This window comes from Metasolibacillus meyeri (assembly GCF_003049505.1).
Taxonomy (GTDB): Bacteria; Bacillota; Bacilli; order Bacillales_A; family Planococcaceae; genus Metasolibacillus; species Metasolibacillus meyeri.
In genome coordinates, this window is record NZ_PYWN01000083.1 from 19,178 (window position 1) to 40,527 (window position 21,350).

Consider the following 21,350-nt stretch of genomic DNA (forward strand, 5'->3'; position numbering starts at 1 on the left):
AATAAAGGTAATAGTACTGTTTTAAATGACTGTATACAAAAAAGTAGCACAAGTATGAGTTAAGGAAGTATTCAATTGAATTTCATTCGATGCATAAAAATTTGTTAAGGTACTTATAGAAGGAATAAGACAACCTGCTTAGCTGGAGCTAAATCTAAGTAGGTTGTCTTATTTTGATAATATAGAAGATAGGTTATGTCACCTACTGAAAATTCAAAGTAAATGTATACATAAAATAAGTAGTGTATAATTAAAGGATAAGAATAATAGGTTAGAGAGCATATTTGGCGTATTTAAGAGAATTTAGATATACTTCAATCTTTGAAAAGAGGGGCAAAGTGAGTGAAAACAATTATGATTACAGGTGCAACACGCGGAATCGGCTATGCAACAGCGAAACAAGCAGCTATGCAACAATGGACAGTCATATTAAATGGTCGTGGTGAAGCACGTCTCGCAGAAGTTAAAGAAGAATTGGAGAAATATGGTGCAACAATTCATACATTAAGCTATGATGTGTGCGATATAGATGCGATTAAAAAAGCATTTATGTGGATTAAAAAGAATGTAGGGCAACTTGATGCTATAGTGAATAATGCGGGTATTTTAGATGATGCCCTACTTGGAATGGTAAATGAGAAGCAAATGACCCAGACATTGGCTATTAATACAGAGGCAGTAATTTATCACATGCAGTATGCGTCTCGTTTAATGATGAAACAAAAATCAGGCTCTATTGTCAATGTCAGTTCGATTATTGGACGGGTTGGTAATGCAGGGCAAACTGTGTATGGGGCGAGTAAGGCGGCTGTAATCGGAGCAACTTATTCGGCGGCAAAGGAGTTGGCACCGTACAATATTCGCGTTAATGCAGTAGCGCCAGGCTTTATTGCGACGGATATGACACAGCAGTTATCAGAGGAGAAGTTTGAGCAGCGCCTGTCAGAAATTAAAATGGGGCGTATTGGGCAACCTGAGGAAGTTGCGAATGCTATATTATTTTTAGCTTCAGACTTAGCTTCGTATGTTACAGGGCAAATAATCGGTGTTGATGGAGGCATGGTGATTTAGCCATACTTTTTTCAAGTAGGTGAGGAGTGAGGACAATGATTATCTTTCGAAAGCTAGAGGAACGTGATTTGACACAGGTATTAGAATGGCGTACAAGTGAGCATGTGACACAATATATGTATACGGATATTGAAAAAGATTTAGCTACCCAGTATGTATGGTTTGAAAAAATATCAAATGATGATACACAGTATTATTGGATTATTGAAGTGAAAGGGGCGCCTATTGGTCTTATTTCCTTGAATCAAATTGACCGAAAAAATAAGAAAGCAACTTTTGCTTATTATATTGGGGACTTGAGCTATTCGATTATTGCGGGGCGTATTCATCCATATTTATATAATTTTGTTTTCTTTGAGTTAGGATTGAACAAATTGTATGCTGAAGTGATGGAAGGTAATGATGGGATGATGAAAATGCATTTACATTACGGTTTTACGCATATTGCAACATTTAAAGAGCACATATATAAGTATGATAAATTTTATAATGTTGAATATTTTGAGCTTATGGAAGATCATTGGAAAGACAATTGTGCTAAGTTTCATAAATTTAGAGCAGATTTTGTATTATAATAAATACTGAATTAACCGATATATTTTATAAATACATATATTTAGGCAGGGATTAACATGACAAACGAACAAAAATTACGCGTAATTTTCGCAGAGAGCTTAGGAATTGATGAGGGTCAAATAACTGACGAATTAACATATAATTCGATTCCAGAGTGGGATTCTATCGCACATATGGCACTAGTTTCTGAAATTGACGATCAATTTGATACGATGCTTGATACAGATGATGTACTTGATATGAGTACATTTGCAAAGGCAAAGGAAATTTTAACGAAATATGATGTAGAGTTTTAGTAAAAAGGCTTGTGATTCTTTAAGAATTACAAGCTTTTTGTCTATTGAAAGCACATTTACAGTATAATTGATAAGAAAATATAAATAGTATGACTTTTGTGATAGATAAAAATATGTAATCTTTTAAGGGTGTGACGTACATGACTTTTTTCAATTTAGAAAATCATAACTTAGCAATTATAACAACACAACAAAAATATCATTACAATGAAATCCCATCAATTGAATTTATTCACTCAAAAAAGCAACTCATCTTAATTTTATGTCAAAATACGATTGATGTTTTGACTGCTTATGTTTCAGGGTTGAACAGTGGTCATTCAGTGATGCTACTTTCAGCGGATATTAATTCTGAATTATTAAATGATATTGTTAACAAATATAAACCGTATTGGATTGTGGGCTTGGAGAGGTATGAAGGCTATACATCCAATTTTAATAAATTAGTAAGAGAAATTGAGATTAATGTAGAAATTCATTCAGATTTAGCAATACTTTTAAGTACATCTGGTACAACAGGCAGTCAAAAATTTGTACGCTTATCCTACAGCAATATTCGTGCAAATGCGCAATCTATCATTGAGTATTTAGAAATTAGCGAACAAGAATGTGCAGTGATGAACTTGCCGCTTTCATATTCGTATGGTATGTCAATAGTTAATAGTCATTTGCTAGCAGGAGCATCGATTTTATTAACTGATATGAGTGTAATGGAAAAGCCGTTTTGGGAGCTTGTGAAGGAGCATAAGGCGACATCTCTTGCAGGTGTGCCTTTTACTTATCAAATGTTACATCGTGTTGGCTTTATGAAAATGGATTTGCCTCATTTAAAGGTGCTGACACAGGCTGGTGGGCGTTTGAATGAAAAGTTTGTACAAGCATTTGGTGAATACGCCAAAGAGCATAGTAAACGATTTTACATTATGTATGGACAGACAGAGGCAGCGCCAAGAATGAGCTATATTCCTTATGATAAGGTGCTTGAAAAGTCAGGAACAATCGGTATCGCAATTCCTGCTGGGCAGCTTTCAGTTGAAGGCGAATTGAATGAATTAGTTTATCGTGGAGCCAATGTCATGATGGGCTATGCAGAATGTTTAGCGGATTTGGCAAAGGGGGATGAAATGCAGGGTGTCCTTCATACAGGTGATACTGCAACAGTCGATGAAGAGGGGTATTTCACCATCACAGGGCGCATTAAACGTTTTATCAAGTTATTTGGACTTCGTATTAATTTAGATGAAGTTGAGAAAAAATTGGAAGAAGCCTTTCATATTCCTTTAGCTTGCACGGGTTCTGACGATAAATTAATTGTAGCCATTGAACAGGAAAGTGCAATGCAGCATGTAAAGGAAGCGATTGAAAGCCTGTATAAGCTACATAAAACGGCGTATAAAGTCGTTTTATTGGATGCTATTCCTCGCTTTGCTAATGGCAAAACAGATTATACAACATTGAAGGAGCGCTGTTTATGACAGTTCCATATCATTTAACACAGATTGAAAAAGAGCAGCTGCTGCTTTCAAAATTAAATGAATTAACAGTATGGCATATGGCAAATTGTGAGCCATATCAAAGAATGCTAGAAAAAAGCAATACGCAAGTAATGGCGCACAATATAGAAGAAGTGCCTTATCTACCTGTGCAATTATTTAAGCTGATGGATTTAAAATCAATTTCACAGGAAGATGTCGTAAAGGTTTTAACATCTAGTGGAACGACAGGTCAGCAGGTATCGAAAATTTATTTAGATAAGGAAACATCTGTTACACAAACAAAGACGTTAGTAGAAGTAATGAAGCCTATTTTAGGCGGCAAACGTCTACCCATGATTATTTTAGATACGAAATCGGTGTTAAAGGATCGAAAATTATTTAGTGCACGTGGAGCTGGTATTTTGGGCTTTTCGAATTTTGGGCGCAAGCATTTTTACGCGTTAAACGACGATATGACGCTGGATATCGAAGGCTTACAGGAGTATTTAAAGGAATATAAGGGGCAGCGCATTTTATTATTCGGTTTTACGTTTATGGTTTGGCAATATGTTTATAAGGAAGTCCATGATAAAGGGATTGAGCTTAATTTTGCTGATAGTGTACTGATTCATGGTGGTGGCTGGAAAAAATTGAAGGATGAGGCAGTTGATGCGCAAACATTTAATCGTTTGTTAAAGGAGCAACTTGGAATCCAAAAGGTACATAACTACTATGGGATGGTGGAGCAAGTTGGTTCCATTTTTGTGGAATGCAGCGAGGGATATTTACATGCACCAAGCTATGCGGATGTGATTATTCGTGATGCCATTACATTTGAACCAGTAGAGGTTGGGGAGCAAGGACTTATTCAAGTAGTGAGTGAGCTACCTAAAAGCTATCCAGGTCATGCTTTGCTAACAGAGGATTTAGGAACGATTCATGGCATTGATAATTGTCAATGTGGCTGGAAAGGGAAGTATTTTTCCGTGGCAGGGCGTATTCCAAAGGCAGAGTTGCGTGGCTGTAGCGATACGTTTCAAGGAGGTGGGCAAGGGTGAAGCTATTTTGGCCAACGAATCAATCGTTTGATAAAGCACTAATAGATTTGGGACAAACCAAAACAAACTCCCCATTTACTGAAGTGGTGATTGCATTTACGCAAGCGTTGTCAAAGCGTTTTGTACGTATACGTCAACAGCCAGAAATCGTCGCATTAGGCTATTGGTTACGTAAGGCAAATATAAAGCAGATGCAGGAAGAATTTGAGAAGCAACATGAAGGTTCATTTGTACGTGCTAGAGGAACGGTATTTCATATTGCACCATCGAATGTGGATACGATTTTTGTTTATTCATGGATGCTTTCAATGCTTGCAGGTAATCGCAATATTTTACGGATTTCCAGCAAGGAGCAGAATGGTTTGAATACGCTTTTGCAAGTTATTTTAGAGGAGCTTGTAAAGCCAGAATTCGACACAATTGCTAGGCAGACACTTATTTGTACATACGGACATGAAGAAAAGGCGACAGAGCAAATTAGCCTGTTATGTCATACGCGTGTTATTTGGGGAGGGGATGCTACAGTAGCAGCAATTCGTCATGTACCTTTAGCTCCTTTAGCAAACGAATTAGCTTTTCCAGATCGCTTTTCATTGGCGGCATTGAATAGTGATGAAGTAGCCTCCTTAGATGAAGAGGAGTTAGCTGTATTAGCAGGGCAATTTTATAATGATGTATTTTGGTTTGATCAAATGGCATGCTCGTCCCCGCGTTTAGTGATTTGGACAGGTAAACAGCAAGAAAAGGCAAAGGTACTTTTTTGGTCTGCGCTTGATAAAGTAATTGAAAGTAAGCATTATGAGCTATTTGCAGCAACACAAGTATTGAAATATACAACAGCGTTTCAGCTTGCAGCAGAGGAGCAAGTAAGCCGTATAAGCAGTGATATTTATTATTCGCGTGTACAATTCAAGCATGTTGAGCCGAATGTACGTGAAGTGCATTGTGGTGGCGGTTTATTTTATGAGTACGATGTAGTGAATTTTATTAATGCAAGTCAAATGATTTGTGATAAAGATCAGACGCTTGCTTATTTTGGTATAGAGCGTCAGCAGCTACAAGCATTTATTGAAGCTATCCCTTCACGTGGATTAGATCGTATTGTGCCAATTGGAAAGGCGCTTGATTTTGAGGGGATATGGGATGGACAAAGCTTTTTAACTTCGTTTACGAGGGAAGTGGTGTTGAAATGAAAACAATCGCAATCATTCAAGCAAGAATGGGTTCTTCCCGTTTGCCAGGGAAAATTTTAAAGCCTCTACATAACGTTGATGTGTTAACATATGATATCGTTCGTTGTCGCGCTATCAAAGGTGTAACAGAAGTCATTGTAGCAACGAGTACATTGCCACAAGATGATGCAATTGCTAAATGGTGTGAAGAGCATGAGGTAGCCTATTACCGTGGTTCTGAGGATGATGTATTAGATCGTTATGTACAGTGCGCAAAATTGTATGAGCCTGACTATGTCATGCGTATTACATCAGATTGTCCTTTTGTTGATTATGAGATGGCGAATGAGATGGTGCAACTAATGAAGCAAGAAAAAAAGGATATTGTCTTGCTAGATGGTGAACTACCACGTGGATTAGCAGTTGAAATTATTTCCTATAAGTCACTTTTACATATCCATGAGGTAGGCCAAGAATCACGTCATCGTGAACATGTGACCTATTATGCATATGAATTTAAAGAGCAGTTTCAGACAATAAAGTATGAAGTGCCAGCAAATAGACAAGCATCAGAGCTACGTATTACGCTTGATACAGAAGAAGATTATAAGTTAATCAGAACCATTGCAGAGCATTTTCAAAATCCGCTAGTATCAAGTGTTGATGTCATTCAATATTTAACGAATAATCCGGAAATAGCGAAAATAAATGCTCATATTGAGCAGAAACCGGTGATTTAAATGAATGTCATTATCCGAGCGGATGCCTCTGTTGCAATTGGCAGTGGTCATGTTATGCGCTGCTTGACGATTGCTAAAAATCTCCGAAAACAGGGGTGTCAGGTATCTTTTTGGATGGAGCCTCTAAAGGGAAATTTAATTGATTTCGTTGCTAATGAGGGTTTTAACAATATTACATCAGCACAGCAGGCAAATTTATATATAATTGACCACTATCAATTAAGTAAAGAGTGGGAGCAAGCTATTCGACCATATACGAAAGAAATAGTAGTGATAGATGATTTAGCGCGAGAACATGATTGCGATTTACTATTAGATCAAAATGTCATCCCACAGTTTGCAACGCGCTATGAGGGGAAAGTGCCAGCACATTGTATTACGTTGCTTGGACCTAAATATTTAATTATGCGTGAGGAATTTTTACAACAACGTCAGCAATTAAGACAGCGAGATACTAATATTCATCGACTACTTGTTTTTATGGGGGGGAGTGACCCAACAAATGAAACGATGAAAATTTTACAGGCATTAGAAAGTTTTTCCTTTGTGCGTATTGACATCGTTGTAGGCAATAGTAATCCGATGAAAGAGCAAATTGAGCAAATTTGTAGGGAGCGAAATTACTATTTCCATTGTCAAATAGACTATATGGCGCAATTAATGCAGCTGGCGGACTTTGCCATTGGTGCTGGTGGCGGTACACTTTGGGAGCGCTGTTATGTAGGGCTTCCTTCAAGTTCGACAATTATTGCCGATAATCAAAGAGAGACGACTACTTATGCAGATTCGTTGGGTGTCACCATTAATTTAGGCTGGCATGAGCAAGTAACAATTGAAACATATTGGCAGTTATTATCTGATTTAAAAATAGATAGTATGAGCAGCAAAGGGTTAGAGCTGACAGCAAATCAGAAACCAAATGCTTGGTTGCATGAGGTTTTAGAGTTGATTCAATTAAATTAAGTTTTCAAGTCATATTTTGACGTAGATTAAGTACTGTTTTTATAGAGGGGGGAATAGATGTTGCAACGTGTAGTGATGTTTAAAGGGAATTTTAATTACAATGTTGTGAATAATTTCGTAGATGAGATTGCCAAAGTGTTATATGCAAGAGGTTTTGAAGTGATTGTTATTCCAATTACAAATGATGAAAAAATGTCCCAGGAAATTATTGCAGCATTTGAATTCCCCGTCTATTTTACTGTAGGTTTTAATGGTATAGGGAGCGATTTACGCGTAGATGGAAAGTCATTATTCGATGTTTATAATACAACATTTATCCATTGGCTTGTAGACCATCCAGCAGCACATTTTGCCAGAATTGAAGAACCTATTTCTAAAAGTATAGTGGCATGTATAGATGATGCGCATTGTGATTATATGGAAAAATATTATCCGGATAAAATTGTAACATTTATTGAGCACGCCACCTCAGTTGAAGAACAACAAAAAGAAAAAAAATTTAATATTGTATTTGCAGGTGGGCTAGAGGATATAGAAAGTATTACACAACAAATGCAACCATTATTAGATTTAATACCAAATTTATTAACTGACATTATAAATTATTCTAATGAATCTAATTTTGATTTGGATACATTTAAAGAATATTGTTTAACAAAGTACGCTATTTTACATGATATTTTTATGCAAAATAGAGTAAATATTTTTGCATTTTTAATTTTAGTTGATCGATATTACCGTGCTTATAAACGAGAGAAAATTTTATTGAAGCTTTTAGAAGAAGATTATATTGTAGATTATTTTGGTAAATTACCAAAGGATAGCTCATTAATGAATTACCATAATTTCCAATTACATAAAGAGGTTGAGTATAACGATTTAACAGGTATATTTTTAAAGTCTAAAGTAGTTCTAAATATATTTCCTAATTTTATAAGGGGAGGACATGAACGAATTTTCAAAGCGATGGCTTGTGGTGCAGTTATATTAACTGATTCAAATGAGTACATAACTCAACATTTTACTGAGGGTTTTATTGAAGTCAGTGCTGAGAGTTTAGATGGTGAAAAATTAAATCGAGTTTTAACGGATGATATCTATAGAGAAAGTATTGTTGAAAAAAACACTGTAAAGATTAAAAACTACCATTTATGGGACAATCGGGTCGATAAATTATTGTATACAGTAGAGGAAGCAAAAAAATATATGTAATGTCTCTAAGAAAGCTTATTTAGATGAAATAATGGGGTTGATAAAATGATAAAAATTGGACATAAAGAAATAGGTAGACATGTAAAACCTTTTATTATTGCAGAAATGTCTGGTAACCATAATCAGTCATTAGAGCGTGCACTACATTTAGTAGAGCTAGCAGCAGAAGCAGGTGTAGATGCATTAAAACTTCAAACATATACTCCTGATACAATTACACTCGATGTACATACGGGGGAATTTTTTATCCAAGATGATGCAAATCTATGGAAGGGCAACTCTTTGTATAATTTATATAAAGAAGCTTATACGCCTTGGGAATGGCATAAAGCCATTTTTGATCGGGCCAATGAACTAGGATTATTAGCATTTAGTTCACCTTTTGATGAAACAGCAGTTGATTTTTTAGAAACGTTAAATGTCCCTGCTTATAAAATTGCATCATTTGAAAATATTGATATTCCGTTAATACGCAAAGTTGCGAAAACAGGAAAGCCAATAATTATTTCAACGGGTATGGCAACGGCTGCTGAACTTGATGAGGCGGTGCGTGCAGTGAGGAACGAAGGAAACAATCAGCTTATTTTATTGAAATGTACAAGTACATATCCAGCAACACCAGCAAATTCGAATTTAGCAACGATTCCGCATATGCGTGAACTGTTCGACACAGAAATTGGTTTATCCGATCACACGATGGGAGTTGGTGTATCAGTAGCTGCAGTCACACTTGGTGCAACGGTTATTGAAAAGCATTTTACAACATCACGTGCAGAGGGAGGCGTTGATTCTGCTTTCTCGATGGAGCCAGATGAATTAAAAATGCTTGTTAAGGAAACAGAGCGCGCATGGCAAAGTTTGGGGAAAGTGAGTTATGGTCCAACAAATGCCGAAAAGGATTCAATAAAGTTCCGCCGCTCCTTATATATTGGTCAAGATTTGAAGGTTGGTGATATTTTGACTGTTGAGAACTTACGAAATGTACGACCGGGACTAGGGTTACCTACGAAATACTATGATTTAGTTTTGGGAAAAGCTATAAAGCGAGATGTTGTGAAAGGTACACCGCTTAGTTGGGAGATTTTATTGTGAATGAAGAGTTACAACAAATAGATGCATTATTCGACCGTCTTTTCCCTATTATGCGTAGTATTACAGGAGAGGGTGTTCGCGAAACGATTCGTATTTTACAAGAATATATACCTCTTGAAATGGAAGGTATTCTAACAGGAACAGAGGTATTTGATTGGGATATTCCAAAAGAGTGGATTATCCGTGAAGCATGGATTAAAGATGCACAAGGAAATGTAGTTGTTGATATAAAGGATTTGAATTTGCATGTCGTGAATTATAGCGAACCAATTGACAAATGGCTGTCATTAGATGAATTGAAGCAATATATCCATACGATACCGCATTTACCTGAGGCTGTGCCTTATGTGATTTCATATTATAAAGAGCGTTGGGGCTTTTGCATGAGCCAAAATCAGTTAGAAAGCTTAGAAGACGGACAATACCATGTATATATTGAGAGTGAAAAGATTGATGGAGAGCTGAATTTCGCACAGATTGTATTACCAGGGAAATCAAAGAAAGAAGTGCTTATTAGTACATATATTTGCCATCCATCAATGGCTAACAATGAATTAAGTGGTCCACTTGTAGCAACAGCTTTATATAATCGTTTGAAAAAATGGGAGCAACGAGAGTTAACCTATCGTTTTGTTTTTTTACCTGAAACAATCGGATCTATCGCATATTTATGGAAATATGGACAGTATTTGAAAGGAAGTTTGTATTCAGGACTTGTATTAACCTGTTTAGGTGGTAAGGAACATCGTTTGTCATTTAAACAGCCACGTACTACTAACACACCGATGGATGAATTAATTGCGCATTTAAATCAATTTGAGAAATACGAGATGCCAATTCGCCCATTTACACCGTTATATGGCTCAGATGAAAGACAATATTGCTCTCCAGGCTTTAATTTACCTGTAGGGCAATTTTCAAAAATGATTTACGGAACATATGCAGGTTATCATAATTCATTGGATACAAAGGAAGCGATGACAATTGAAGCATTGCTTGAAAGTGTGGATGAAATTGAAAAATTATTAAAGCTACAAGAGTTAAATGGTTACTATGTAAATCAAAAGCCATTCGGTGAGCCGAAATTAGGTAAATATGATTTGTATCCGGATATAAATGCGCCTGGAATATGGGGAAACTCAAGCAGTAAAAAAATTGATAATCGTCAACAGTTAAATCAAGTTTTGACGCTTTTAAATTATTCAGACGGCAAACATCGCTTATCAGATTTAGCTAAAACATTGCACTATCCGTTAGAGGATTATGAAATTTCAATTGAGGCATTAAAAGAGCATGGGCTACTTGTAGGTCCATTTTATGAAGAACAGGAGTTGTGAAAATGAAAATATTATTGCTAACAGGTTCACATCCAAGACATTTATATTTAGTAAATGAGCTTGCAAAATTAGGGGTAGTGGCTGCGCATGTGATGGAGGTGCGTGAGGAATTTATTCCACAGCCGCCAGCTTATTTAGAAGATGTTGATCGTGAAAACTTTATTCGTCATTTCGTCGATCGTGATAAAGCAGAGCATTATCATTTTGCAGGAAACAATCAAGTGAATAGTGATATTCCCACATTTAAAGTGTCATATGCCAATTTGAATAGTAAGGAAACAATTGAATGGGTTAAAAATCAATCATTTGATTTAGCTATTAGCTATGGTGTCCATATGTTAAGTAATGAGTTACTTGAGGTGATGCCAGAGCATTCATGGAATATTCATGGGGGTCTTTCGCCATGGTATAAAGGCAATACGACATTGTTCTGGCCGTTCTTTATGCTACGACCAAATTGGGCGGGGATGACGATTCATCGACTAACAGCGCGTTTAGATGCTGGAGAAATTGTCCATCAATCAGTTCCACAACTTGCCTATGGAGACGGCTTGCACGATGTAGCCTGTAAAGCTGTTGCGCAGGTGTCCCAGGATTTAGTGAAGATTGTGCAAAGCATACCTTTAGAGCAAATTCAATATACACCTCAAAAAGGCAATGGGAAGCTTTGGGTTGGAACGGACTGGATGCCACAGCATTTACGCTTTGTTTATAATGTTTATAGTAATGATATTGTAGATCAATTTTTAGATGGTAAATTACCAAAAATAGAACCACCACTAATTTCTGCATTGCGAAATGGGGAATAATCATGGAAAAATTCAAGCATTTTATCTCGTACGGACGTCAAACAATTGATGATGAAGATGTGCAGTTAGTTATTGATACATTGCGTTCGCCAAACTTAACGCAAGGACCGAAAATCTTAGAGTTTGAGCAAGCTGTTGCTAATTATGTTGGTGCTAAATATGCTGTCGCTTTTTGCAATGGCACAGCAGCCTTGCATGGTGCTTGTTACGCAGCTGGGATTGGTGAGGGAGATGAGGTGATTACTTCGCCGATTACTTTTGCTGCGAGTGCTAACTGTGTACGCTATGTTGGTGGTACAGTTGTTTTTGCAGACATTGATAGTCAAACATATAATATCGACTCGGTACAAGTTCGTGCAAATATTACAGACAAGACGAAGGCGATTATTCCAGTCGATTTTACAGGACAGCCTGCCGATATGGATGAAATCATGGCAATTGCTAAGGAACATAATTTAGTTGTGATTGAAGATGGAGCACAATCATTCGGCTCTATCTATAAAGGACAAAAAGTTGGTATACAAGCTGATATGACCATGTTTAGCTTTCACCCAGTGAAGCCTATTACAACAGCAGAAGGTGGCGTTATTGTTACAAATAGTGAGGAGTACTATAAAAAGCTAATGAAGTTTCGTAGCCATGGTATTGAACAAACTGCCTATGCACTGGAACAGGGAGGCTGGTACTATGAAATGACAGACCTTGGCTATAACTATCGCATGACAGATTTGCAGGCAGCATTAGGAATTTCACAAATGTCGAAGCTGGATGCATTTTTACATAAACGTAAGGAAATTGCGTCTATATATACCGAGGCATTGAAAGATGTCAACGGCATTCGAGTACCATTTCAACTGGAAGGCGCGGAGTCTGGCTGGCATTTATATATGGTTCAGCTAGAGCATGCTAATCGTAAGCAAGTATTTGAAGCGATGCGTGTAGCGAATATCGGTGTACATGTACACTATCTACCTGTATATTGGCATCCTTATTATCAACAGCTTGGTTACGAAAGAGGGCTATGTCCGGTAGCGGAGAAATGGTATGAGAAGGCGTTAACATTGCCGATTCATCCAGGTTTGACAGACGAAGAAATTAATTATGTCATTAATAAATTATTGTCTTTAATCTAAAAATCACCATTTTCAAATAAGATGTTGAATGTGGGAGGGGAGATTACAATGAAATCTATTTTAATACCAGAATATCTTGCAGGTTTTAAATGTATAGGTAGTGCGTGTGAAGACACTTGTTGTGCAGGATGGGATGTAGCAGTAGATAAACGGACATATCAAGCCTATCGCAAAATTCAACATCCTCATATGACAGAAAAGCTACAACAAAATGTCAAACGTAATCATAAGCAATATAACGATGTTAATTATGCAAAATTTATTCTTGATCAGGACAAGAAGTGCAGCATGTTGTTAGAGGATGGACTATGTAGTATTCATAAAGAATTAGGCGAAGCGTATTTATGTAACACATGTGCTAATTATCCAAGGGTGTTTACTCAAGTGGGAGATGTGGTAGAGAAAAGCTTAACTTTATCTTGTCCAGAGGCAGCTCGTCTTGTCCTTTTACGTGAAGAAGGGTTAGGATTTATAGAGACAGAAGAGGCTAAAGAGATAAGAGGAACTTTTAGTAATAAGCTGGTTTTAGAAAGAAACCCTTATTTTTGGGATATACGAGTCTTTATTATACAACTTATGCAAAGTCGTCAGCAATCTATAGAAATCCGTTTAATCATTTTAGGGTTGTTTTTACAAAAAGTAGAGCAGGTAACGCCATATGAACTTGAGAGAGAGTTACCTGCTATTATCCAGGATTACTTAAAACGCTTAGATAATGAGGAATTTGTCTCCTCATTGCAAAATATTAAAGGTAATTTAAGCTTTCAATTCAATTTAGTGCGTAAATTGATTCAGTATCGTATGTCTGGTGGGGGAGTCACAGAAAAGTATTTAAAGATTTTTAATCAGATATTAGAGGGTTTAAATTTGGAGGAAGATGAAAAAAGAAAAGTACAGGATATAGAAAAGTCAATGTTGAAATACCAGGAGGCTTATAGCAATTTTTATGAGCCATTTATACAGAAGCAAGAATATATGCTGGAAAATTATATAGTAAACTATATTTTTAAAAATTTATTTCCATGTGATTATAGTACTTTCTTTGAAAGCTATAGGATGCTTATTGTTCATTTTACACTTATCAAATTGCATGTAATAGGTATATCTGCAAAGCAACAACGATTAACAGAAGAAATGGTCATTGAATGTATTCAGCAGCTAGTAAAGGTGATAGAACATCATTCTGCCTATTTGCAGGGAGTACGTGAAGGAATGGAGAACTCAGGCTATACCACGATGGGACATATGTTTGTTATGATTAAAAATTGAAGCTGAGTAATTAAGGTAATATGTTTTATCTATTGAAACAGGTGGGATGCGCGGTGTGCTAGATGTTGGCACGAATCGAATGAACGTTTATACGATTTGTCGTGTGACGGAGGTGCTTGCACGCTATGTAGTAGCCGATGGAGAGGCTGCGAAAGCACGCGGTATCGTTATTGCTTATGATACACGTCATTTTTCCTATGAATTTGCTTGTGAAACAGCGCAAGTTTTAGGAGCGTATGGTATACGTTTTTATATATAAAGGAAGCATGACCTACACCACAGTTGTCATTTTCTGTACGTGAGTTGAATGCTTATGCTGGTGTTGTGGTGAAAACGATTGTCACCACCGAGCTAGGAGAGAAAATTGCACAGTATGAAGCAACTGGTGAACAGGCATATTTATTCGATTATAATGAAACAGTAATCTTGTGATTGTTGCAAGATTACTGTTTTTGTTTTCACAATGTTTCATAAAAAACTGAAATTCTCCTTTTTTCAACCGATACTACTAGCAAAGATATCTGTATTAGGTTCAAGGAGGATGAAAATATGCGTATTACAGGGAATGCAGATACAGGTGCAGCGACTCTTAATAAAGTAGTTTCTCAAAACATACAAACAGAAAAAGCTGTACCTACTGTAGAAAATGTAGTGAAGCAAGGAAGCGAAGCTACTGTGAAAAATGTTGAGTTGAATCCTGTTGCTAATGCTGAACAAGTCCAGCAGCTAGGGAATGATGAGGAAATGAAGGCTAAAGTTCAAGAAGCTGTAGAGAAAATGAACAAAATGCTAGAGGTGAACTACAGCGCTGCTAAATTTAAGTATCATGAAGGTTTAGATCGTTATTATGTAACCGTAGTAGACAAAGAAACGGAAGAGGTAGTAAAAGAAATTCCACCGAAAAAGCTATTAGATGCTTTTTATGAAATGCAAAAAATGTTTGGCATGATTATAGATGAGAAAATATAAGTAGTTTTAGGAGGAATATATTATGGTAATGAGAATAGGCGGATTAGCGTCAGGTATGGATATTGATTCATTAGTTGCAAAACTAATGCAAGCAGAGCGCACACCATTGAATAAAGCTTTTCAAAAAAAGCAAACATTTGAATGGCAGCGTGATGCGTATCGAAATGTCAATCAAGCAACTCAAAAGTTAAATAAATTTTTGGAAGGTAATATGTTTTTACAAAGCCAAATGGTGAAGAAAACAGCTACTTCTTCAAATGATAAATTAGTATCTGTTAATGCGACAAATAGCGCAACAGGTACGCTGAATATTGAGAGTGTGACACAGTTAGCTACTGCTACACAAATGGTTGGTAGACAAACAGCACATACAGGCAATACGAAATTGTCAGACTTGGGTATTGCAGGTACATCTCTTGAACTGAGTGCCATTGATAAAGATGGTAATTTAGGTAAAGCTGTAACAATCAATTTTGATCCCAATACAGAAACAATCAATGGTTTAGTGAAAAAAATTAATGATAGCAATGCTGGTGTAACAGCTTTATTCGAAAATGGGCAACTTTCTTTAACGGCTAACAATACAGGTAGCGTGAAAAGCGGTTCAGGTGAGATTGTTTTCGGTTCAGGGAAGGAAGTATTCGATGCTCTAGGTTTTGATGATGATAACCAAGTGACAAAAAGAGAAGGACAAAATGCTATTTTACAAGTGAATGGTATTTCAATGGAGCGTTCATCGAATAAGGTCAATATTTCTGGTTATGAAATTACGCTGAAAGAAACATTTAACGCGAAAGCTGGAGCGCAAGAGCGTTTAGCGGCAGCAACAGCAGAGCTTGCAAATGCCCAAGCAGCACTTCCAGGTTTGGCTGCTACAAAAAGTGCTGCTAACGATGCATATACAACATACCGTGATAATATTTATCAACTAGCATATGATGATTTGTTCCAAACAGAAGACTTAAAAAATTCATATAAAACATTAGATAAAAAGTTTTTGTCTGAATTAACTACAGATGATATTGATTTCTTAGCTTCTATTAAAGGGAAAGATAATGCAGAAATTGATGCAGCATTTGCAGATCCAACTTTATCAGAAGATGTTAGAAATAAATTTGTCGGACTGAATAGAGGAGATTTAGGAAAACTAGCTGATTTAACGGATCAAGATGACCCAGCTCAAAACTATTTAGCACGCTTCCAAGATTTTTATGATATTGAAAAACAAAATAATGCAAATAAGGCTACGTCTAATGCGGCAGATGCAGCTTATGCGGCTGGTGTAACACGCCAAGATGTGGCACAAAAATCATATGATAACGCTGTTGCTGCTGTAGCAGATACAGCGGGTGACACATCACCAACTGTAGTCGCTGTAGGCATAAATTCGACAACAGATACAGGGGCTATTAAAGATCGTATTAAAGAATTTGTAGAAGCTTATAACGGAATGTTGGATACATTAAACGGTTTATTAACTGAGAAAAAGTATCGTGATTTCCCACCATTAACAAATGAACAACGTGAAGACATGTCTGAAAATGAGCAAAAATTGTGGGATGAAAAAGCAAAAAGTGGTCTTTTACGCAATGATTCACTTATTCGTGAAGGGCTCTCTAAAATGCGCACACAATTTATGAGCCAAGTAGAAGGACTTGGTGATAAAACAATTGATGCTTTGGCTGAAATTGGTATTACGACGTCAAATAAGATGTCTGATAATGGGAAATTGGTCATTGATGAAAAGAAATTAGATGCAGCATTAGAAAAAGATCCACAGCAAGTTGTTGAAATGTTTACACAAAGAGGGTCAGTCACAACAACGTATGATGCGGATAAAAAACGTAATGTAACTGTTGATTCACGAGGAATTACAGAACGTTTACGTGATGAAATTTCAGCATTGACTAAAAATATTGAAAAAAGAGCTGGACGAGAAGGTGCTACAGAGCAAACTTATAATCTTGGACGCAGCATCATTGATACAGATAAGCAAATTTCTAAATTACAAGCTAAGCTGCAAAACATCGAAGCTCGATACTGGAAGCAATTTACAGCGATGGAGCAAGCCATTAACCGAGCAAATCAACAGTCAACAATGTTCTTCCCTGGCATGACTCAACAGCAATAAGGAGCGTGACTCATGGAAAAACTCCAACACTTGTTACAGGTTTCTGCTAAGCTGTATCAGCATCTAACAGAAATTCCTACGGGAGAAAAACGTGATGCTTATATTGAAGAAATTGAAGCATTACTCAATCAGCGTGGTACTTATATGCAAGATTTATTAGCTAGCGGTTTTAAATTCGACACAACAAACCGCTCACATCAAATGCTAGCTGAGCTGGATAAGGGTATTCGTGAACGATTGAACAAAGTAATGGAAGCTGTAAAAGAGGATATGAAAGAGCTGAACAATGCGAAGAAGAACGAGAAGCAATATATCAACCCATACGCCAGTGTTAGTACAATGGATGGACGCTATTACGATAATAAGCAATAATAAAAGCATTAAAGGAGTGTCGTGATTGACAGCACAAATGAACGCTTACAATGCATACAAACAAAATAGTGTAACGACTGCCTCACCAGGTGAATTGACGTTAATGCTATACAATGGTTGTATTAAATTTTTAGGAAAAGCGAAAGTAGCCATTGAAGAAAAAAATATTCAAGAGAAAAACACTAATATTCAAAAAGCGCAAGCAATTATTGCTGAGCTGATGGCTACATTAAACATGGACTTTGAAATTTCTAAACAGATGTTGCCATTGTATGAATATATGAACCATCGCCTAGTTGAAGCAAACATCCAGAACAGCGTAGCAATTATTGACGAGGTGGAAGGTTTAGTTGTAGAATTCCGCGATACGTGGAAGGAAGTGCTGAAAATTACTCGTCAGCAGCAATTTGGTGGCTCACAGCAAGTATAATAAATAAACTATGACCGCATAGACCAGAAGAAATTCTGAGTCTATGCGGTTTTACTTTTGGGGAGCTTATGTAAGAGGATGGGTTTCGATATTTATTGTGTGAGCCACCGAATCAAAATATAAGCAATTACTAGATGATAGCTCATCTGCTCTAGCAAATATTTGCAAAAAACCAGCTCTTTACATTTATAAGGTATTATGAATTTTGTAATCAAACAAAAACCCCTATAGCAAAAGAGAGTTATGATAAAAATAAGTTCACTTATTTTGTCCTATTTTGAAAGCTTTTGTCGATTTGTAGATTTTTTTATAAAATGTGTAGACACTATAGGTACAATGGTATAGTATATAGAAAACTTGTATAAATATTACATTATTTTACTTTTGTTTAAAGGCTATTTTTATTACCTAGGTACAAAGTAACTGTAGAGAGAGGAGAATACATTAATTAAAATACAATTTGAGTTGGTAAGCATCTTTTGTTAAAGCATAATAGATAGTTAATAAAGTATATCTTTCGAAGATTTTTGATGCAAAATATACTAATTTTTTGCAGTGTATTCCTTTAGTATAATTCGAGGAGGAGCATTATGAATTTATTGGAAAATTATATTTTTACTACTGAAACAGCAATGTTAATTGAGAGAACAAATGAGTATGGAGAATTTTATTCAATTGTTATTGAAAAGCATCGAAATCTACATGTTGCTATGTCAAAGCAAAAGCTATTGGAGTATAATTTAAAGCATTTTGGCTCGAGCTATAGAGGGGCACGTGATGGATCTCGAGCCGTTTTGGGGAATATTCATATGTACCCAATTGCCATTAATCCAGCACAAAATATATATTGGTTCCCGAGTGAATCAATTACCTCTCCAAAGAGCATATGGATTGCGTTACATTGTGTAATCTATTTTGAGGATTCAGGAAATGGTCGGACAAAGGTTATTTTAACAAACGGCAAGAGCTATTTTGTACCTGTTTATTACAAGGCATTTACGAAGCGCATTGACCATGCGCATTTATTGAGAGCGAAAATGGAGCAACGCACACAACATATGTCCTCGATTATTCTAGAGCGCTTATCAGAATATGAAACAATTGATTTAACTGAGAATGTACTTCTCTGCTAAATCAAGCTTTGCCTCAGTTTTTTCGCTGAAATTAATAGCAGGTATTAGTTTACCTTGATCCATCGATCCTCTGATTTTAAGTAGATAGCAAGGTAAGTGGTTAATTAGCTGGCAGGTATTGAGAAAGAGAAGCCTAATCTAAGAACGTTGCTATACACAACTGCTGGTGGATATCACGAAGTTTAAAGCAAGTGAAATCGAAAAATCTGGCTGTCGTTATATCAGGGAACTATCCGATGAATACTGTTATAAAATTTTCTATTTCTCAATAAGCAAATTTGTTTTAAAAATCAAAGTAAATCATCCTAGCATTTTCACAAAACTGTTGCTTTTCGACTAGCTAATATTGTACTAGATAATGTAAAATAGTAGTAAATAGATGAACAAAGGGGATGTCAACCATTGTCAGCACATACATCTGCATCTAATGCATATAAGCAAAATAGCGTTACAACAGCGTCGCCAGGTGATTTAACACTTATGTTATATAATGGTTGTTTGAAATTTTTAATAAAATCAAAAAGAGCGATTGAAGAAAAAAATTTTGAAGAGAAAAATACAAATATATTAAAAGCACAGGCTATTATTGCTGAATTAATGTCAACTTTAAATATGGATATTGAAATTTCTAAGCAAATGCTACCATTATACGAATATATGAACAGACGTCTAGTCGAGGCGAACACAAAAAATGATGTGGGAATTGTTGAGGAAGTAGAAGGCTTAATGACGGAGTTCCGCGATACGTGGAAGGAAGTATTGAAAATTACACGTCAGCAGCAATATAGTAATGCACGACAAGTATAATGAACTCATATCCACAAGGTGATGTAAGCGCCTTGTGGATATTTACATATTATTCAATGTAATTATTTCACTATATTTTAGCTTTTTTTATTTAGGTATAAAGACTTGGTGTTGAAATAGTAATAAAGATGATAGACGATTACTAGCGCTTGATTAATAATGAAACTAACAATAAATAGTCAGTATGTGGTGAGGAGGAGTTAGATGTTTTTTAAAAGGCAAGAAGGCTTTCGTTTTGCATTTGATGAACCGATTCAAGCAAAAGTGAAAAAACTTATAAATAATCAATCTGGTGTAAAGAACGATGGTGAAATTTTCGAAGCAAGTATATTGGATATTAGTCCACATGGTATAAAAATGTTTGCAGAAGCAAACTTCAATGAAAATGTCAGTCAAGCCCCACTTTTAGAAGTTCAGTTCGTTTTAGATTCAAGTGAAATTATTGGAGTTGGTGAGATTGTTTGGACGAAAGAGTTTGGTCAAGGCAAACAGTATGGAATTATATTTCATGATCAATCCTCGCTTGAAGATTTAATTATTAGTGAACTTAAGGTACGACGTAAAAAAGAAATAGCGCAGGCGAAGCTAACAAATAGTTAAGGTGAAAAAAATGTCGATATTTGAAAAAGAATTTTAAAAAAAGAAGGAGAATCCTTTACAATGTCGAAATAAATTAATATAGCCTTAAATGAAGGAGGAGTTCATATGCTAAACTTTAATATTCGTGGAGAGAACATCGAGGTAACTCCAGCGATTCGTGAGTATGTTGAAACGAAAATCGAGAAGGTTGAGCGTTATTTCAACGATGATATGAACGCAAGCGCTAACGTTAACTTAAAAGTGTATAGCGATAAACAAACAAAGGTAGAAGTTACAATTCCGATGAAAAATTTAACGCTTCGTGCAGAGGAGCGCAATGGCGATATGTATGCAGCTATTGATTTAATCGTTGATAAGTTGGAGCGCCAAATCCGTAAACATAAAACAAAGGTAAATCGTAAATTCCGTGAGCGTGAGGGAGCTGGCTTATACTTTGCAAATGTTACACAAAACGAGCCTGCTGAAGAAGAAGAGTACTCAATCGTTCGTACAAAGCAATTTAACTTAAAGCCAATGGACCAAGAAGAGGCGATTTTACAAATGAACATGCTTGGTCATGATTTCTATATCTTCACAGATGCAGAGTCAGACAGTACAAACATTGTGTACAAACGTAAAGATGGCAAATACGGTTTAATTGAAACAAACTAAACTTTCGGGGCTGTTAGGAATTTTCCTAACAGCCCTTACAAGATAGGGGGGACA

At 36.2% G+C, this 21,350-nt stretch carries 24 protein-coding genes; all 24 read left to right on the forward strand.

The genetic code is table 11. The features are described 5' to 3' along the window. Nucleotides 1-342 precede the first annotated feature (342 nt). The 24 genes from C9J34_RS12630 to hpf all read left to right on the forward strand — a co-directional run bounded on the left by C9J34_RS12630 (nucleotide 343) and on the right by hpf (nucleotide 21,296). Nucleotides 343-1,071 (forward strand): SDR family NAD(P)-dependent oxidoreductase, encoded by a 729-nt coding sequence (locus C9J34_RS12630; RefSeq protein WP_238600645.1) that lies wholly within the window; start codon nucleotides 343-345, stop codon nucleotides 1,069-1,071. 35 nt (nucleotides 1,072-1,106) lie between these two features. After that, nucleotides 1,107-1,646, forward strand: a complete 540-nt coding sequence (gene pseH, locus C9J34_RS12635; protein ID WP_107840296.1) for a UDP-4-amino-4,6-dideoxy-N-acetyl-beta-L-altrosamine N-acetyltransferase — start codon at nucleotides 1,107-1,109, stop codon at nucleotides 1,644-1,646. A 57-nt stretch (nucleotides 1,647-1,703) separates the two neighbouring features. Beyond that, nucleotides 1,704-1,943 carry an acyl carrier protein gene (locus tag C9J34_RS12640; RefSeq protein ID WP_107840298.1) on the forward strand — a complete coding sequence of 80 codons (240 nt, stop codon included), beginning with the start codon at nucleotides 1,704-1,706 and terminating at the stop codon, nucleotides 1,941-1,943. 140 nt (nucleotides 1,944-2,083) lie between these two features. Then, the gene (locus tag C9J34_RS12645) at nucleotides 2,084-3,418 is read left to right on the forward strand and encodes an AMP-binding protein (RefSeq protein WP_107840300.1); all 1,335 of its coding nucleotides are present in this window, start codon (nucleotides 2,084-2,086) and stop codon (nucleotides 3,416-3,418) included. Further along, the gene (locus C9J34_RS12650; protein WP_107840303.1) at nucleotides 3,415-4,476 is read left to right on the forward strand and encodes a LuxE/PaaK family acyltransferase; all 1,062 of its coding nucleotides are present in this window, start codon (nucleotides 3,415-3,417) and stop codon (nucleotides 4,474-4,476) included. The genes C9J34_RS12645 and C9J34_RS12650 overlap by 4 nt, the downstream gene beginning before the upstream one ends. Next, the gene (locus C9J34_RS12655; protein ID WP_107840305.1) at nucleotides 4,473-5,669 is read left to right on the forward strand and encodes an acyl-CoA reductase; all 1,197 of its coding nucleotides are present in this window, start codon (nucleotides 4,473-4,475) and stop codon (nucleotides 5,667-5,669) included. Before C9J34_RS12650 ends, C9J34_RS12655 begins: the two co-directional genes overlap by 4 nt. Then, nucleotides 5,666-6,388 (forward strand): cytidylyltransferase domain-containing protein, encoded by a 723-nt coding sequence (locus C9J34_RS12660; RefSeq protein WP_107840307.1) that lies wholly within the window; start codon nucleotides 5,666-5,668, stop codon nucleotides 6,386-6,388. Before C9J34_RS12655 ends, C9J34_RS12660 begins: the two co-directional genes overlap by 4 nt. Next, nucleotides 6,389-7,351, forward strand: a complete 963-nt coding sequence (gene pseG / locus C9J34_RS12665; protein WP_107840309.1) for a UDP-2,4-diacetamido-2,4,6-trideoxy-beta-L-altropyranose hydrolase — start codon at nucleotides 6,389-6,391, stop codon at nucleotides 7,349-7,351. 57 nt (nucleotides 7,352-7,408) lie between these two features. Continuing rightward, on the forward strand, nucleotides 7,409-8,563 hold the full coding sequence (locus tag C9J34_RS12670; RefSeq protein WP_107840311.1) for a glycosyltransferase family protein: 1,155 nt from the start codon (nucleotides 7,409-7,411) through the stop codon (nucleotides 8,561-8,563). Nucleotides 8,564-8,608: 45 nt separating this feature from the next. Continuing rightward, a complete protein-coding gene (gene pseI, locus C9J34_RS12675) occupies nucleotides 8,609-9,655 on the forward strand; it encodes a pseudaminic acid synthase (RefSeq protein WP_107840313.1) in 1,047 nt (348 codons plus the stop codon). After that, nucleotides 9,652-10,992: a DUF4910 domain-containing protein gene (locus tag C9J34_RS12680; RefSeq protein WP_107840315.1), complete on the forward strand. Its 1,341-nt coding sequence runs from the start codon at nucleotides 9,652-9,654 to the stop codon at nucleotides 10,990-10,992. Before pseI ends, C9J34_RS12680 begins: the two co-directional genes overlap by 4 nt. Before the next feature lie 2 nt (nucleotides 10,993-10,994). Next, a complete protein-coding gene (locus C9J34_RS12685; RefSeq protein ID WP_107840316.1) occupies nucleotides 10,995-11,801 on the forward strand; it encodes a formyltransferase family protein in 807 nt (268 codons plus the stop codon). Between the two features lie 2 nt (nucleotides 11,802-11,803). Next, nucleotides 11,804-12,934: a UDP-4-amino-4,6-dideoxy-N-acetyl-beta-L-altrosamine transaminase gene (gene pseC / locus C9J34_RS12690; RefSeq protein WP_107840318.1), complete on the forward strand. Its 1,131-nt coding sequence runs from the start codon at nucleotides 11,804-11,806 to the stop codon at nucleotides 12,932-12,934. A 48-nt stretch (nucleotides 12,935-12,982) separates the two neighbouring features. Then, complete coding sequence (gene fliB / locus C9J34_RS12695; protein WP_107840320.1) at nucleotides 12,983-14,203, forward strand: flagellin lysine-N-methylase; 1,221 nt, start codon at nucleotides 12,983-12,985, stop codon at nucleotides 14,201-14,203. Nucleotides 14,204-14,249: 46 nt separating this feature from the next. Then, nucleotides 14,250-14,462, forward strand: coding sequence for a hypothetical protein (locus C9J34_RS22395; RefSeq protein ID WP_238600646.1), 213 nt, complete (start codon nucleotides 14,250-14,252; stop codon nucleotides 14,460-14,462). Nucleotides 14,463-14,485: 23 nt separating this feature from the next. Next, nucleotides 14,486-14,635, forward strand: coding sequence for a hypothetical protein (locus tag C9J34_RS22400; RefSeq protein ID WP_238600647.1), 150 nt, complete (start codon nucleotides 14,486-14,488; stop codon nucleotides 14,633-14,635). Nucleotides 14,636-14,752: 117 nt separating this feature from the next. Further along, complete coding sequence (locus C9J34_RS12705; RefSeq protein ID WP_107840322.1) at nucleotides 14,753-15,172, forward strand: flagellar protein FlaG; 420 nt, start codon at nucleotides 14,753-14,755, stop codon at nucleotides 15,170-15,172. Nucleotides 15,173-15,194: 22 nt separating this feature from the next. Then, complete coding sequence (fliD, locus tag C9J34_RS12710) at nucleotides 15,195-17,303, forward strand: flagellar filament capping protein FliD (RefSeq protein ID WP_107840324.1); 2,109 nt, start codon at nucleotides 15,195-15,197, stop codon at nucleotides 17,301-17,303. A 12-nt stretch (nucleotides 17,304-17,315) separates the two neighbouring features. Beyond that, nucleotides 17,316-17,675, forward strand: a complete 360-nt coding sequence (gene fliT, locus C9J34_RS12715; protein WP_107840326.1) for a flagellar protein FliT — start codon at nucleotides 17,316-17,318, stop codon at nucleotides 17,673-17,675. Between the two features lie 37 nt (nucleotides 17,676-17,712). Continuing rightward, nucleotides 17,713-18,105 (forward strand): flagellar export chaperone FliS, encoded by a 393-nt coding sequence (gene fliS, locus C9J34_RS12720; protein ID WP_420799130.1) that lies wholly within the window; start codon nucleotides 17,713-17,715, stop codon nucleotides 18,103-18,105. A 590-nt stretch (nucleotides 18,106-18,695) separates the two neighbouring features. Beyond that, nucleotides 18,696-19,238, forward strand: coding sequence for a competence protein ComK (locus C9J34_RS12725; protein ID WP_107840330.1), 543 nt, complete (start codon nucleotides 18,696-18,698; stop codon nucleotides 19,236-19,238). Nucleotides 19,239-19,640: 402 nt separating this feature from the next. Further along, complete coding sequence (gene fliS, locus C9J34_RS12730; protein WP_107840332.1) at nucleotides 19,641-20,045, forward strand: flagellar export chaperone FliS; 405 nt, start codon at nucleotides 19,641-19,643, stop codon at nucleotides 20,043-20,045. A gap of 204 nt (nucleotides 20,046-20,249) precedes the next feature. After that, nucleotides 20,250-20,645 (forward strand): PilZ domain-containing protein, encoded by a 396-nt coding sequence (locus C9J34_RS12735; protein WP_107840334.1) that lies wholly within the window; start codon nucleotides 20,250-20,252, stop codon nucleotides 20,643-20,645. 105 nt (nucleotides 20,646-20,750) lie between these two features. Continuing rightward, nucleotides 20,751-21,296 (forward strand): ribosome hibernation-promoting factor, HPF/YfiA family, encoded by a 546-nt coding sequence (hpf, locus tag C9J34_RS12740; protein ID WP_107840336.1) that lies wholly within the window; start codon nucleotides 20,751-20,753, stop codon nucleotides 21,294-21,296. Nucleotides 21,297-21,350 lie beyond the last annotated feature (54 nt).